Origin of the sequence: Lachnobacterium bovis (assembly GCF_900111325.1) — a bacterium.
GTDB lineage: Bacteria > Bacillota > Clostridia > Lachnospirales > Lachnospiraceae > Roseburia > Roseburia bovis_A.
In genome coordinates this window covers 18329-34496 of record NZ_FOGW01000010.1, presented here as the reverse complement: position 1 = coordinate 34496, position 16168 = coordinate 18329, and the positions used below count along the sequence as shown (strand labels likewise).

At 31.4% G+C, this 16168-nt stretch carries 15 protein-coding genes; all 15 read right to left on the bottom strand.

Annotated features, from left to right (window positions below):
* Positions 1 to 243: 243 nt before the first annotated feature.
* Positions 244 to 1593, bottom strand: a complete 1350-nt coding sequence (gene csm6 / locus BMY79_RS05335) for a type III-A CRISPR-associated CARF protein Csm6 (protein WP_074730525.1) — start codon at positions 1591 to 1593, stop codon at positions 244 to 246.
* A 22-nt stretch (positions 1594 to 1615) separates the two neighbouring features.
* Positions 1616 to 1933, bottom strand: a complete 318-nt coding sequence (gene cas2, locus BMY79_RS05330) for a CRISPR-associated endonuclease Cas2 (RefSeq protein ID WP_074730524.1) — start codon at positions 1931 to 1933, stop codon at positions 1616 to 1618.
* Positions 1934 to 1944: 11 nt separating this feature from the next.
* Positions 1945 to 2946 (bottom strand): CRISPR-associated endonuclease Cas1, encoded by a 1002-nt coding sequence (gene cas1 / locus BMY79_RS05325; protein WP_074730523.1) that lies wholly within the window; start codon positions 2944 to 2946, stop codon positions 1945 to 1947.
* 25 nt (positions 2947 to 2971) lie between these two features.
* Positions 2972 to 4111, bottom strand: a complete 1140-nt coding sequence (gene csm5, locus BMY79_RS05320) for a type III-A CRISPR-associated RAMP protein Csm5 (protein WP_074730522.1) — start codon at positions 4109 to 4111, stop codon at positions 2972 to 2974.
* Positions 4111 to 5052, bottom strand: a complete 942-nt coding sequence (gene csm4, locus BMY79_RS05315; protein ID WP_074730521.1) for a type III-A CRISPR-associated RAMP protein Csm4 — start codon at positions 5050 to 5052, stop codon at positions 4111 to 4113. Before csm4 ends, csm5 begins: the two co-directional genes overlap by 1 nt.
* A gap of 2 nt (positions 5053 to 5054) precedes the next feature.
* Positions 5055 to 5735, bottom strand: a complete 681-nt coding sequence (csm3, locus tag BMY79_RS05310; protein ID WP_074730520.1) for a type III-A CRISPR-associated RAMP protein Csm3 — start codon at positions 5733 to 5735, stop codon at positions 5055 to 5057.
* 19 nt (positions 5736 to 5754) lie between these two features.
* Positions 5755 to 6219: a type III-A CRISPR-associated protein Csm2 gene (gene csm2, locus BMY79_RS05305; RefSeq protein ID WP_083383475.1), complete on the bottom strand. Its 465-nt coding sequence runs from the start codon at positions 6217 to 6219 to the stop codon at positions 5755 to 5757.
* Between the two features lie 7 nt (positions 6220 to 6226).
* Positions 6227 to 8653 carry a type III-A CRISPR-associated protein Cas10/Csm1 gene (gene cas10 / locus BMY79_RS05300; RefSeq protein WP_074730519.1) on the bottom strand — a complete coding sequence of 809 codons (2427 nt, stop codon included), beginning with the start codon at positions 8651 to 8653 and terminating at the stop codon, positions 6227 to 6229.
* A gap of 3 nt (positions 8654 to 8656) precedes the next feature.
* Positions 8657 to 9391: a CRISPR-associated endoribonuclease Cas6 gene (cas6, locus tag BMY79_RS05295; RefSeq protein ID WP_074730518.1), complete on the bottom strand. Its 735-nt coding sequence runs from the start codon at positions 9389 to 9391 to the stop codon at positions 8657 to 8659.
* Positions 9392 to 9920: 529 nt separating this feature from the next.
* Complete coding sequence (locus BMY79_RS05290) at positions 9921 to 11348, bottom strand: MFS transporter (protein WP_022749074.1); 1428 nt, start codon at positions 11346 to 11348, stop codon at positions 9921 to 9923.
* A 30-nt stretch (positions 11349 to 11378) separates the two neighbouring features.
* Positions 11379 to 12452, bottom strand: coding sequence for a Gfo/Idh/MocA family protein (locus BMY79_RS05285; RefSeq protein WP_027422476.1), 1074 nt, complete (start codon positions 12450 to 12452; stop codon positions 11379 to 11381).
* A 25-nt stretch (positions 12453 to 12477) separates the two neighbouring features.
* The gene (locus BMY79_RS05280) at positions 12478 to 13758 is read right to left on the bottom strand and encodes a Gfo/Idh/MocA family protein (RefSeq protein WP_022749071.1); all 1281 of its coding nucleotides are present in this window, start codon (positions 13756 to 13758) and stop codon (positions 12478 to 12480) included.
* Positions 13759 to 13850: 92 nt separating this feature from the next.
* Positions 13851 to 14690: a sugar phosphate isomerase/epimerase family protein gene (locus tag BMY79_RS05275; protein ID WP_022749070.1), complete on the bottom strand. Its 840-nt coding sequence runs from the start codon at positions 14688 to 14690 to the stop codon at positions 13851 to 13853.
* Positions 14691 to 14736: 46 nt separating this feature from the next.
* Positions 14737 to 15180 carry a C-glycoside deglycosidase beta subunit domain-containing protein gene (locus BMY79_RS05270; RefSeq protein ID WP_074730517.1) on the bottom strand — a complete coding sequence of 148 codons (444 nt, stop codon included), beginning with the start codon at positions 15178 to 15180 and terminating at the stop codon, positions 14737 to 14739.
* Positions 15181 to 15203: 23 nt separating this feature from the next.
* Positions 15204 to 16076 (bottom strand): sugar phosphate isomerase/epimerase family protein, encoded by an 873-nt coding sequence (locus tag BMY79_RS05265; protein ID WP_022749067.1) that lies wholly within the window; start codon positions 16074 to 16076, stop codon positions 15204 to 15206.
* Between the last annotated feature and the right edge of the window lie 92 nt (positions 16077 to 16168).

The following is a 16168-nucleotide window of genomic DNA, read 5'->3' as shown; positions in this document are numbered from 1 at the left end:
TGTTCTCGTCTCCTCTCGGAGTTTTAAATTCTTAATCCTCTCCCTGCAAACCCTTGATAGCAGTACACTAAAAAGCCACTTTGCGTGGGAAAGCTACAATTCAAAATTATTTAGATTTTATATAGATATAAAACCTTATAAAAATCTGTATCTTCTAAGTACGTGGCTATTCTTCAATAAATGCAGAATAGCCTTTTACATTTTAACATCTTCCAATACAATATTCAATATAACAATTACACATTATAACAAATCTATCTTTCCAATAATGCTCTCATTCATTCTTGAATAATCATTCCATGCATGTGTCTTTACATTTATAGCAGTATAAGTAAATGCTTCTTTTATTAAGTCCATTATCTGTTTACTACTCATATCAGTTTTTTTCTTTATGTCTTCATCTGTTATTGAAACAATATTATGCGCAGCTAAATTTCTTATACTTTCCTCAATTTTTCTAAGTTTCTTTGCACACTCCTTCACTTTTAAAGAGACATCACTCAAATTAATAATCACTTCTAGTATATGTACAGATTGAACATATGGTGTACTATTTTTATTCCCAAAATTTTCCCATTTGTTTATAAGAATATTAAACACCTCTGTGTTAACCAACTTTTCCATGTCCCACTTTACATTATCATCTGTATAATACTTGCTTATTTTAATATTACATTGTTTTTCTAACATTAACTCCATCAAGTTAAGAAACAATGGTGTTAATGCTCTAATAAAATCAGCATAATTTTCATTCATTCTTTTAACATCTATAGCCAATGCATACTCAAATATTTTAATTTTAGAACCATCTACTATAGAAAAACATTCCAATCCTTTTTCAGTTGCAATCTTTTTAGCATGATTATAATCAAGATGCAAACGCATATTTGCCATCTCTAACAAAGCATGATATTCTTCATATTGATTTCCTGAAAATAACGTTTTGGCATTTTCCAAGACATCTAAAGCTGCTGCATAATTACATTTTTTCACATGATTTTTTATTATTTCTGAGTATCTAATCTTTATTAATGAAGGTAAATTTACTTCTACACAACGCCCTACACCATCATCCTCAATTTCATTTTCAGCACAAAGTCCCCAATAAGTATCTACATCATATTCATCATTATGTGTATGATTATTCATTCCCTTTTCCGGTGTTTTCACTTGAATTGCAGTTGAGTTAAACTCACCTAAAGTATGCATAATCAATACCGCACTTTTCATAGCTGGAGTACCACTAGAAACATTTAAAAGGAACCTATCTGTTTCATCTAATTCAGATATTATATCTTTTAATATTTTTTGATATTCTTCATAGAAAAAATCAAAATTTTGCACTTCTTCTAAATCAGGTCTCTCTATTACCTTGCAGTCAATTTTTCTATTTTGACGTTCCGCTAATTTTTCTACTGCTTTTACATAACGATTATCCTTCTTATGTTTTTCTAGAATTTCTCCTGACATATACATATATACTTTAGTCACTCCATAATGACGGCATATATGTAACATTGCTCCTTCATGCAAATTGTATTCTGATATTGGATCAGTTCCACCAATTGGTGAAAACAACACTATTTCATTCATTACACTTAATTCTCCTTATATTTTATAAAATTATCACGTCTTCAACCTTTGCTTCTTCTGAAACGCCCCAAGCCTTAACCTGGCTTTTTCCTATTATCTTATATACTCTTATACTGTCTTCTGTAATATTACAAAAATTGGGTAAGTCTTTAAGTAATTTTTCATACTTCTTTGTTGTTATTTTAGCTTCAAAAGCCGATTTCTGAACGCGATTTCCATACCCTGAAAGATACTTTGCCAACTTATTTCTACGTTTATCATTGACCACGTCATATATAATCAATATAAGTAATAAGTTCTTATCTTCACTTTTTTCTACTTGAAAAAAATAATCTTCCATATACTACGCACCTACCTTATAACAATTGGTTCATATTCATCTGGATTTTGGCTTTCAATTGCTTTCACAAGTGACATAACTTGCAATGCAATCGCTCTTCTAAAACTTACAGCATAGTCTACATACTTCAAATATTTTACACTGGTTTTTAATTTCATTTCCAATTTTGAAATAAAAATATTTAGCCCATCTTTATCTATGAAAACACCTGGATTCTCATAATCTGTATAAAAATTTGAACGTAGTATTTCCTTGCCATTAATCAAACTCATTGCTGTAGAATCAATCAGCACAGCTCTCCATTCTTCCATCAAATCACTAACTAACGTTGGATGATTCTCCCCATCCCTATGCATAAATCCAAAATATGGATTTAAACCTTTTTCCTCTACGACTTCATATATGTTATTCATTAATATGGAATAGCCTAAAGAGATTAAAGAATTAAAAGGATCCTTTGGTGGTCTTTTACTTCTACCCTCAAATTCAAATTCATCATCTACACATTGCGATAAACCTTTGAAATATATTTTAGCGGAATTTCCTTCATATCCCATCAATTCTGGAATATTTTTCACGTTATCAATATGTTTTATATCGCTCTTCATACTAACGATTAAACCTAACAAATCCAAATCTCTTGATTTTGCATATCTCCTTAACACTACTGTTTGATTCTGTATTTTTGCCTTTATAATCTTTCTTGATAATTCAAAAGCAAAATCTGTATCATACAAAGCGCTTTGTTTTCTTTGTAGCTCAGGTTTGACATGTCCCGACGACATTAACCTTCCAAAATACTTTCCTCCTTTTGAAAAAAAAGCAACTGGTATTCCTTTATTCATACATTTTTCCATACATTGTGTCGTTAATTGTGACTTTCCCATCATAATAATACTTTCTATTGTTTCAATAGGAAAAGATCTTACATCACCATTTCTATATTTTATTGTTAATCTATTACCTTCTGTCCCAATTTGTGCTCCATTTTCATCAATATAAACTTGACTCATTTTTCTCCCCCTTAAGAACTCTATTTTACAATATCTCTAACTTACATAATCCCATTTGATATGTTTTACCATGATATTTTGTACATTTTATTGTTCTAGGTGAAATTCCATGATTTCTTACGTCATCATTATACTTATCCTTTTTACTTGTGTTAGAAAGTATTCTTTGAGTAACAGCTGCTGCCTTATTTTTTTCAAATAAAGTAAAAATTTCTGTTTTTGAAGCAAATCCTACTCCTCCACCTATATACAAATAACTTCCACTTTTCATGTCAATAAAACTATTCTTTTCAATATATGACGAAACAAACTTTTCGTTATATATTCGATTAAATATTTCTACCGCAGAAATAATTTCTTCCTTAGTAACTGAGCATTCTTTTTCGTCAATTGTTACTTCAAATTCTATCTTTGTATCAGGCTTTAAGCACTCTCTCAGCAAAGGTAATTGTTTTTCTTTTCCACCAACGCTATAATCATAACGTTGACACAAAATTAAATTTTCCAATTCTAAGGACTTCGAATCGCTAATAATAAGCCCTCTTAACTCATCATTTCTAACATCCCTTATTTTAGTTTCATCCTTTATCTTGTTTTCATTGTAGGTTTTGATTTCCATATCTTTAGTTGGCTTACTTATATTTTTAAATTTATAACTTTCCTTCTCTATATCCTCTTTAATTTTCCTATAATTATCCTTATTTTTATATATTCTTTCTGCCATAATTATAGTTCTAAGAGCACCTTTTAAGCTACTACCTGGTATATATGGTAAACCATAAGAATCTTTAACAAATTCACTAATTGTAGATTTACCTCCAGAGTTTTTGGTTTTAGCATCATTTAACTTTGCATCCTTTATTTCTAATGAATATCTAACACATTTAGATACTTCACTTGGTTTTATTTTTTTTTGCCTACTTAACCAAATTCCTAAATCCTTTTTTAAATTTGCTGGTGAACAAATAAAGTTTTCGAAATCATCTGCTAACCCTTTTTCCTTAACCATTTGATACAATTCATATGGTTTATATATATCTATTTCACTTTTATCTTTATTATATGAGTATTCTTTTTTATTTATTTCTTTTTCACATCCAATAAATACTGGTGATAAGGTTGTCAATACAAATTTGTATTTTTTTAGATAACTTTTTCTATCCATTATTTCACCTCCAAAAACATTGGAATTGCATATTTATATACAGGATGGCTGCCTATACTAGATACATCATATATATCACCTTTATAAATATGTTTTACACAAGATCCTGTCTGAAAAACATATAAATCTTTCTTTTTTACTAGTTGTTTTTCATATGTACTTGAAGAAACAAAGCCTCCTCTTCTTTCTAACATATAATTAGCATCCTTTACGACTTCACCTAATTCTTCATCTGAAGGAAGTGATAATGATAATGTCATATATGTTGAGGCACTCTCACAATTAAGTCTCTTCTCTAATTCCTGTGGTACTTCGATTTCTTCAAAATCAAAGCGACCAAAACCAGAAGATCTTTTTCCTCCAATTCCACTATATTTTAAACTTATAAAAAATTCCTTAAATATTTCATACGACTTTTCATCACTATAACCCAGGATAAAATATAAACCATTTCCTTCGTTATAACGATATATTCCAACTCTATATGGTTCAGGATCCCCTTCTTCGCTATTTTCAAGTGTTCTAATAGCGACTTGATTTTTAGTATCATGATTTCCTAACTTATCAAGATTTACGCTTTCTTTTAGGACAGGGAACTCTCCTTTAAGGTATTTATCTAATAACTCAATTGGAATATATTTTAATTTTTTATATGCTTTTTTCACTCCACTATCACCTTGTTGCGCACTTTCAACATGAAGAAATGGCTTAGGTAAATACATCTTTTCTCCAACATACGGAAATGCATCTGAAATACTTACTTTATTACTTCTAAACATCTCTACAAATTCTTCAAGATTTGTATCACCTTTTTTTACAACTTCTTGGCATAAAGCTGAGAATAGCGTATCACAATGAAAAATTTCATTACTCATATCTAAACTTTTCGCCCCAAAATGAACAGCTGTCTTAAACTTCAGTTTAAAAATTTTATGTTTCATTTCTATTCTCCCTTGTTAAATACTTCTTGCAATACACTTTCACATTTATTAACTAATTCTGTATTAATGTTTCCCACAACAGCCTTGGCATTTAAATTATTAAAGCTAACCTTTCCATATCCTCTAGAACCACTACCTCCAAGATAATCATACTCAAGTAACTTTAAGCCTTCTGCAATTAATTCAAAATCCTCTATTATTTCATTCTCAGTTTCTTTATTTGTAACTTCATAAATAATGTCTAAATCAAACTTTGAACCTCTGACTGTTCTTTCAATCTGTCTAGGATTAGCCACACCTGTAGTTCTTGATATACTATTTTCAAACTTTACCTCTGTATATGTCTGAATTCCCATAGATTTTAATTCCTCTCCATTAGCCAAAAACATATCAGAAACTAATATTCTACTAGGACGAATGTCTCCCTTTTTTGAACTTCCAAACACTCTTAATATTCTTTCATGGTCACAATCAGGTTGTGTTATTTCTTCATTTAATTCCTTTGCAAGTAATGTTCTAATCTTACCTTTTACTGAACTTCCTGGTAACATCGGTTTTCCTGTTTGTATATCCCTAATAACTGGCGAATCAACTGCTCCTATTGCTGCAAAAGCTTCTGAACCACCTATATGCATTCCTGTCTTTAACTCTACTATTCCTCTTATCTGAATTTTTCCGTACATATCTATTTTACCTCCAATTCTATTCTCCACCATAATATTTATGAAACGCTACCAATGCTTCCAGATAATGATAAAAATCTACATATTTTGTCTTCTTACCATTCACTTTTTTTAATTCATTGCAAAGGTCTGATTCTATTAAAAACTTCTGAACTTCTTTAGTTCTACCTGCTTCATATATCATTCTAACTCTTAAATACTCTAATCTCTTTCTGTTTTCTTCTGAAATACTTTCACTTTTATCTCTTTTTATGTCATTGTAAATATCTGCTGCCATAGCTAGGATATTTCTTATCTTAGAAGTCGTGATCTCTTTTTTATTAGACCATAAATATTCTATCACCGCTTCTGCTCTATCTACATAATTAGCATATTCACTTGCTTTAATATGAGGCTTTCTATCCGGTGTATTTGAGTGGGAATCATTGTTTCTTACTGTTTGCTTACTATTCTGATTGTTTCGTTCATTATTTCTATAAATCATATCTATTTTACTCCTTTTCTCTTATTAAATATGCATACAATGTTATCGCTGTTTTTAATTGTCTAATATCATCTTTATTTTTAATCCAGGTTACAATTTTTTCGCAAAATTTATCATATGCCTCTTTTTGTTTACTATATTTTTCATCATCTTTTATAATATTTTTTTCAGGCTCTATTCTAGATAAAAGATAAATTAATCTGGCAAAATTAATTTTTTCATCTTGATTTCGAATCAATTCCAAAAGTTTATATAAGAATGATTTTCCCTTATCCTCACACTGGTTCATAAAGTCTGATATAATATCTAATTTTTCAAAACAAACGCCATCTATAAAATCGTTCCATTTATATGTTCCATCCCCAATTTCTATAGTTTCTCCTTGTGCTAACTCTTCATGCTTTTGTCCATCTTCAAATAAAGTAATTGAATCTTTTCCATACATTTTTTTTGATTCATCTACTAATTTTTCAACTTCGGTTGCAATAACACTAATTGGATATCCTGGCTTATATACTCCGATTCCAGCTGATAATGTAAGTTTTTCTTGCGAATAAAAGTTAAACGCTTCTCTAAGATCTATAGCCAAACCAATAACATCATCCCATGCTCCAACAATAAATACATCATCTCCTCCGGAATATACAATAGTTGCTTTTCTTTTTTCATCACTATCCTGACTTGTTTCTATAACATCATACATATGACATTCTGATTTTTTTAATATACTATTTATATACAATTTAAAGAATAATGATAATTGTCTTGATAACGTTGCTGATCTTGTTAACGTAGCATACTTATCCTCAAATCCTTCAACAAAAGATTTTCCAAGATTATCTACATCTGCACGTAGTATTCCAACTCTTCCAATACCATGACTTAACTCTTTTGCAAATTCTTCAAATGTATCTCCAGTTGTATAATCTCCTACCCAAATTTTTGTAGAAAGTTTTTTCCCTGTGTAATATTTATTCTTGGTATATAAACGAACAGTGTTTTCATCCTGTAACAATTTGTCTAACTCTTCTTTTATCTCACCTTTTGTAAAACCTTTCTTATTATATGCCTTAAGTTTATAATTACCCGGCAATGGAAGACCATCACTTGCCTCCTTATAAACTACAAAGATTTCGGAATATAAAACTTTTTTCGAAAAACTTTTTATACTATTGCACATTGGACATACATCATCTTCATCAACTTTTGAAGAGTTCTTACACACTTTACATTCTCTTATGTAATTATCTTTCTCTTCTTTGTTTAATTTCATTATTTGCTCTGCTGTATATCTATTACTCTTTTTATCAGAAATATTTCTTGAAACTTTTCTAAATACTTCTCTATAACTTCCATTTGGATCATTTTGAAGTGTTTTGCAACTACACTCTGCATATCCTCCTGCTATATATAAAGCAGTTTTAAAAACTTCTAAAAACCATTCATTTATTTCATTCTGTATATTTTCAAACTGCATTTTTATTTTTTCTGTATTAGGAAGGAGCATATAACAATGTCCTCCTCCTACATAAATCAAATTTGCTCTACACAAATTCATTCTTTCTAGTATTAAATCTATAATGTGCTCCATCATTATTTCAAGATAAAATGATCTTGCTCTAAGTGTTTTCAACGCATCTTTTGTTGAAATTGTATAAATAAAATTTTGTATTCCGGACACATCTAATGATGCTAATAAAAATACCTCTTTTTCATAAAAGCCAGAGGCATTTTTAAACAACTCTGTTTTATAATCTAAAATGTTTTTTTCTTCTAAATACTTTTTTATGCATATTGCAAAAGCAGCTGTCAATTTCAGATGATCATATAAAGATATATCCATCAATTCATCTGTTTTAGTTGAAGATGGAACATATGTCAAATTAGCTTCAAGAGCTAATAATAATGAATTAATATAATCATTCACATTTTCATCTTTAAAATCAATTCCCTTTAGTGAATCTTTAATATTTATACAAATATTGTTATATATAGAGTCTGTGAATTTTTCTTCCTTATTTTCCGGATAATTAATATCTTCCTCACTTTTTAAAATAACAGGCTTATACTTATATGATTCTTTCCCACAACCTTTATTTTTATTTAAAATATTAAAAACTGATTGTAACTGAGCAAATTTATCAAAACCATATTCTAAATCATCATCTTCTCGTCTATCTGCAGCTGCTGCTATGTTATCCGCAATATATACAATATATGCCAAATCACTTTCTGATATATTTGCATTTTTTAACTTATCGCCATGATGATATTTAACACAATTTAAGATATCATTATCCTTAATTCCGACTTCTTTAAGAAAATTTACACCTAATACACTATGTGTTTCGCGACATCCTTCCGCTCTGTACACAACTTTACCTATGTCATGCAACAAGGACGCAATTATTAATTTAACATCTTCAATTTTCATCTATTATAGTTCCTCCTTTTTTACCATTCCCATGCCCATAGAAGTTTTTACTCCAATTCCTGCATATTCAGCAAAATCAAATAGTAATCTTGCATATTTACTAACAGTTTCATTTTTAAAAAAAGTTATTATAATACTGCCTACGCAACCAACGACATATGTACCTTCCATCGGAAATGACGCACTATGTATTCTATATTTTGTAATTGAACTATTCTTTAATAACTCTTCTAATGTGTCACTATCAAACATTTCCATATCATTGATTGAAGAGTATCTATTCATCAAATTCTGATAGATCAATCTCAAATCAGGCATAGCTTGATAATATCCGTTTTGCTTGAATGAAACTGGAGCATAAAAATCTAATTTTATTTTTTTTGTAGGTTTTTCACTGTAAAAACGTACTGTTAATTCTTTGGACTCTTGTATTTGTAATTCCTTTTTTATAAGCTTAACTGTTTTATCTATTTTTTTTATATGTACTTCATTTAATTGGGAGTCTAATAAAGGAATAATTATTTTTTCATATGCATCTTTAGAAAGTGTATTAATACACCAATACACTTCATTATTTTTCTGTTTAATAATTCCTTGACTATATGGATGGAAAGACTGCTGATGCAAATAATCTGCATACTCTGTATCAATCTTTTCAAATAGAATTCCTTGAAACATTGATGATTTTGTATAATCTAATGTATTATCATCTAGCTTTATTTTTAATTTTGCAAACATTATTTTTTTCCTCATATATATCAAATTACTTTTTCACGCAACATATTCAGTATATTATTATTATTTTCTTTTTTCAATATATAAATACGAATATTTAAATATTTCCTAGTATTATTTGTATTTATCTAAATTTATTGATTACTTTGCAAATATTTTGTATATAAAAAAATCCCCCAAACAAACACCGAACATTCAAATATTTCATCTTCAAAAATATTTGAAAGCCCTGCATCTGTGGGAGATTTTATATAATATCTAATTTTTACCGCTATAAAAACAGCGATTTTTTTATTCTAGTTGTTTATTCCTTTATGAATAAAAACAATCTAGCTGGAAACTTTAAGTTTAATATTTGGCAAGCCTTACCATATTTTATTGTGTTATTACTATCTATTATTGGAATGAAAGTATATGTTTTCAATGACACCATAAAAAATACCGACTTCTAATCGTCAGTTTTAGTCTGACTTTTAGAAATCGGTAAATTATGAAGAGAAAAAAATCATGCATTGTATAACTTTTTATAGCATCATTTTTTGTGAGAGTGAACTCCTTTTTCAAGGTCTGTTCTAATTTCTTCTACCTTTTCTGGAGTTAATTTATAAAATAGCATAGGTATAAGAGATATTAATCCTAAAACAAATGGAAGTAAATTAACAACTGCATTTATACCTTGTCTGGCAGCATCTGTTTGTTGTACATTTGGCACATATCCAACTGCATCAAGAAGAAGGATTCCAACCGATCCGCAAAGAGCTGTAGCAATCTTTACACTAAAGCTAAGCATTGATGCTGCAACGCCTTCTTGTCTTCGACCTAGTTTCCAATCTCCGTACTCTAGTGCATCTCCAACTAATCCATAGCAAATTCCTTGTGCCGAATTGCAAAGTCCGCATACAAATGAAATAGCAAGGAGTACGTTAATACCTGCATTTGGAAGAAGAAACATTGCTAAAAATCCTGCGTTCATTGTCAATTGAAGGATAATAAGGTAACCCTTCTTAGTGAACTTGTTTGTTCCCCATGGAAGAAGTAAACTTCCAAGTAATTGTGCAACCGTCATAGCTGTAAAAAATGTTGCAACATGATGAAAATCACCTACTACATAAATAATGTAAAATGTTAGAAGTCCCATACGACCTGTAACACAAATAGTTCCAAGTACTGCTGATAAAACAACCATAAGTAACTGATCATTTTTTGCAATTTCTCTAAGCGATGCTAAAAATCCAAGTTTTTCAGCATTTCCTTTGTTTGCATGAAGCACATCTGTGTATTTTTCTTTACAAATTGCCGCACAAATCCAAAATGGAATAATCATTACTACAGCCATTACTACTGAAAAGCCAAAATAGCCTTGCGCATCCGCTGCTTTTACACCTGGTTTTGAGAAGAAAAGTAATGCTGGTGTTGCAACTATTGAAAGAATAATACCAATTACTGAGCAACCTATATTTCTGCTTGTAGCAAGAAACATTCTTTGTTTTGAATCAACTGCAATTACATTTTGAAGTGCCTGATATGCAATCGAACAAGCTGTATAAGCCATACCTGTTCCCACGTAACAAATCAAACAAACTAAGGCCTTAATCATTCCATGCAATGGCCAAACCGTAAAGGTTAGTATATTAAATATCGCAAGGAATGGTGGTGCAAAATAAAGGTACGGACGAAAACGTCCCCAGCGAGTATTGGTTCTATCTGCAATATTACCCATCATCGGATCATTTACTGCATCCCAAACTCTTGCAATAACCATTATCAAAGAAATTGCTGTTGCTGTAAGTCCTACAATATCCCTGTAAAAAAGTGTTAGAAAGTTATTTATCATATACCAAGACATCTGGCATCCGACTTCTCCAAAAGCATACCCCACTGCTAATTTAGGATCTGTCCTAACTTTCTTTTTTTCTGTCACCTCACTTACACTAGACGTAGTCATTGTTACATCATTCATAAAAAACCTCCCTATCATTACATATAGATTTTATTCAAAGTCGATAGATTTACCTGTTCGACCTGATTCCCTAACTGCATCCATAAGTCTTAGTACTCTTCTGACTTCTGGAATCTTTACGTAAAATTCTTCTTCTCCATGATATGCTTTTATGTAATGTTCAAAGTAATTCTTATGTTCTGTATTAACCTGTGGAAGTGGTTCTGTAACTATTGTTCCGTCTGGTGCTGGTCCAAATGAACGAGTAGGACCTGCTGCTGTCATTGTTCTCTTTCCACCTACGTTTGTTAATAGGTGTGTTGTACGTACGATTTTACCTTCTGGGAAAAATCCGTCAACATAAGCTGTTCCTTTATTTCCAGCTACAAACCAATGACGTTCAAACCATTTATCCTGAACTTTATCTGCTAGATAATATGTACCGAGCTCAATATTTGCTGTTACATTATTATCAAAACGAAGCATTATGTTAAAATAGTCATCTACCTCTTTATTAATAACATTTCTAATGTCTGCATATACGCTCTTCAATTTAGCTCCTGGGAACATAAAGCACACTTGATCTAAAAGATGTACTCCCCAGTCATATAGCATTCCGCCACCTTCTTCTACAAAGACATGCCAATCATGCATATTTCCATTGAATCCATAAAGCTGATTCTTGATTGAATACACATCCCCCAATGTGCCTGAATCATATACAGCTTTTGCTGTTCTAAAATCTGGATCAAAACGTCTTTGCTGATGTACTGTAAATTTAACCCCATTTTTCTTTACAGCTTCTTCCATTTCATCTAACTCTTTAAGGCTCATCGCTACTGGTTTTTCACAAATAATATCCTTTTTGGCATTAGCAGCCTGTACTACTAAATCACGATGCTGATTATTATTTGCTGCAATAATTACAACATCAACTTCAGGATCTGCAAATAATTCTTCGTTGCTTGAATATCTTTTTAAGCCTTCCTTTACATCTTCAAGTTGTTTAGGATCTCTATCAGAGATTCCTACAAGTTTTATTCCTGGAAAATCAGACAACATTTTTTCATGTTCATGTCCCATAAAACCGTGTCCGATGATTGCAATTCTAATATCTTGTGCCATAGTTATTTCCTCCTATATCTCCATTCTATTCTGGTTTATAGTCATCAAAATCATATTCGATCACACCGAATGGTGTCTGCTGTTTTCTAATAGCAATTGATTTTGACATTTTCTTGATTTCATCAGCTGTTACAGAACGGCCTAATTCATTTGAAAGCATTACACCTTCTGATAAGAAAGCAGTCTGCATTGCAATGTATGGTGAATCAATTCTTGTTTCATCTGTAAGAATTCCACGAAGATATGAATACCACTGAAGTTGGTTATCGTTGTACATTTCAATTTCTGGATTAAGAGCAAGCTCTTGCATTCCTGTAACATCACCGATAGCACATTCAAGTTTTGTATCAAATAAACGTCCTTTTTCATCTACTCCAAAGTGCTGAAGTCTTGGAAGTTGAAGTGAACCTCCACCTACGATATTTCCTCCTTCTGGGACTGCCATTGGGCCACCTGTCTGGTCTACATCTGTAAATTTAAGTCCTCCAAGAGAACCAGCGATAAATGTTGAACCAACTTCATCCATATGAATTGCCCAATCTTCATAAATATCCATTGAAAGACCACCTTTAAAACGAGCGATTGCTACTGATAAATCTTCAACTGGTGTATGACAATTTACTGCATCGTCAATTCTCTTATCTCTCCAATAATCGCATGTTGTTGTTCCGTATACACTCTCAAGTTCTGGCATACCCATTACATATAACATCTGAGCGATGTGATAAATACCTAGATCAAATAATGGTCCATGTACACCAACTTCTGGATCTACGAAATCATGACTGAAGTTTGGCATATCATAACCTGGACGTCCTTGACGTCTGTGTCCTACTGAACGTGCATGATAAATTTTTCCAAGTTTACCATCTGCAATCATTTCCTTTGCAATACGTGTCTGTGGATTATAAATTGAGCTGATTTGTACAGCAAGTTTTTGACCATATTTTTTCTGTGCATCATAAAGGATTTTTGCATCAGCATAGCTTGCTGCCATTGGTTTTTCTGAATAGCAAGGGAATCCTGCTGCCATTACAGCTGTTGCAACTGATGTATGAAGGTTGTTATGTACACAAACTTCAACTTCATCAATATCATCTCTTTTTAACATTTCACGGAAATCTACATAAAGATCTTTCTCATCTAAACCATATTGTTTGCCCCAAGCCATAAGTTTATCTTTATCGATTTCTGCTGCTGCTACAACCTTAAGGTTTTGTCCTCTTTTATTTAAGTTTTCTATAACTGTCATGTGACGGTGTGAAATCATACCACATCCGATAATTGCGATTCTTAATTCTTTCATAGTTTTTTCTCCTTTTATCCCTCTATATTTTTTCTCGATATTTCAAAGTATCATCTTTTTTCTTTTTTTTGCCTTTTTATTTACTCTATTTTTTATACTCCTAAAATACGTAAATATTCACGACTACGACGTGCACACTCTAATGGTGCTGTTTCATAATGTTCATCTTGTTCTACTATTACCCAGCTAGCATTTGCTTTAGTTGCAGCTTCAAGAACTGGCTCCCAAATCATCTGGCCAAAACCTACTGGTCTAAATCCAAAGTAACCTGTATCTTCTTCGCTTTCTTCTTCATCAATACCGATAAGTTTGTACATGTTCTTGACTTCACCTTTTTTGATATAATCTTTAAGATGAACTACAGGAATTCTATCTGTATATTTTTCAACAAATTCAACTGGCTCACCTGTTGCCACATCACACCAACATGTATCAAGTTCTGACTGAAGGTTGTCATGTGGAATTGAATCAAACATTTCGTCATAACCCCATTTACCATTTTCAAGTTTAACAAACTCAAAATCATGATTATGGTATAGGAATGTCATTCCTGCTTTATGAATCTTTTCTCCAATTTCATTTAAAAGTGGAAGGAATTTCTTAAATCCTTCAGGATTAACTGGACGATATTCCTCTGCCATATATGGCATTACTAGATACTTAACGCCAATTGTACTGTAATCTTTGATTACTTTATCTATGTCATCCATCATCTCTGCAAAAGCTACATGAGCACTGATTGGTATTAATCCAACTTCATCTAATGTTTTTTTAACAAATTCTGGCTCAAGTCCATAAAGACCTGCGAGTTCAACTCCGTCATATCCCATCTTTTTAATTTCTGTCATTACATTTTTAAAATTTTCTGGTGTATCTTCAAGTAAATCTCTTAATCCATAAACCTGTACTCCTACTGGAAATTTCTTAATCATAGTATTGCCCTCCTCTATACGATACCTTAATATATTTTTTACTTTTTTACACAATTAATAAATGTCTTTCATTTACATGATGTCCAAACTCTGGCATAAATACCATTGACTCTTTGTCTGGATTTAATCCACTTTGAATGATTGGTGGCATATAGCTTGAAGTGAAACAAAAGCCATATTTCAAATCGTGATAGCCCTGTTCTAATCCACCTGCTAACTTAACTTTTAATACAGCTGGCTTTGTTGTTGCCCAATGTGTCTGGAAGTCAACTGCCATTTCTTCGTTAGTAAATTCTTCTCCATTGATTGTCCATGTGATTTGATCGTTATCAATTTTTTTGCCATCTACATAAAGAGTTCCTGGTCTAATCTGTGATAGAAAAATTCCTCTATAATATGGAAGTCTTACTTTAAACTGAAATCCTGTGATTTCCCCTTTATCATTTTTTGTATTTCTAAATCCTACTGATTGAATTACCTGTTTTTCCATTTTTCATCTGTCCTTTCTACTAATTAATCACCTAATATATTTTTTAGAAGAATATGATGTTTACGAAGAGTCTGACCTACTTCATAACCTTCATCATATTTATCTGCGCCTTCATATTCACTAAGCAAATATCCATCGTAACCATTATCTTTCATAACTTTTATGACTTCTTCATATGGAATTGTTGTTTCCTTAAAGTCGTCACTCATGTTGATGAATTTTGCGTGGCAGCAATAAATATATGGAAGAAGTGGAATAATATCCTCTGGCTTATTTGGTGTGTAGTTTGGATCAACCCATTCTCCTTCTGCAAATTCTGTTCTAAACACTGAAAAATCAATGTTTAATCCGAAATTCTTTGTTCCTGTTTCTTTTATAAAATCAACAAAATCACTAACAAGTTTTCCTTTTAAGTTTGATGGTGTATGAATTTCAGGGCACATTTGAATTCCTAATTCCTCTGCAAGTGGAAGTGCACCTTTGATGATTTCTCTCCAGTTTTTTACTGGTTCAAGTAAATCATTGATTACAGGCATTTTAGTTCTCATTACTTTAAAACCGAGTCTATGTGCTAATCTTATATCTCTTTTTAACATTTCAACTGCTTCTTCTGTTGTAAGATCTCTATCGCCAAGTACATGTGAATCAATCCAGTTACCGTACTCAACAGGAACGATTTCGTATTTGTCACATAATCTCCACCAATTTTCTACCCATTCATCTGTTGGATATGGATAATTCTCAATATGAGTATTAGCTAAAATCTCTATTCCATGAGCTCCCATATCATATAAGTCTTCAAAACAATCCTCTAATGTTTTTGTTAAACCAAATTCTGCTGAGTAGCTATAAAGTGCTACGCCTCTTTTTGGTCCTTTCTTTTCGTATTTATACATTGCTATTCTCCTTTTCCTTCATAATTTTTATATTCACTCCTGACCGATCGAGGTGTTTCATTTGCTTTCTGTGATTATATTGTATAAAAAAT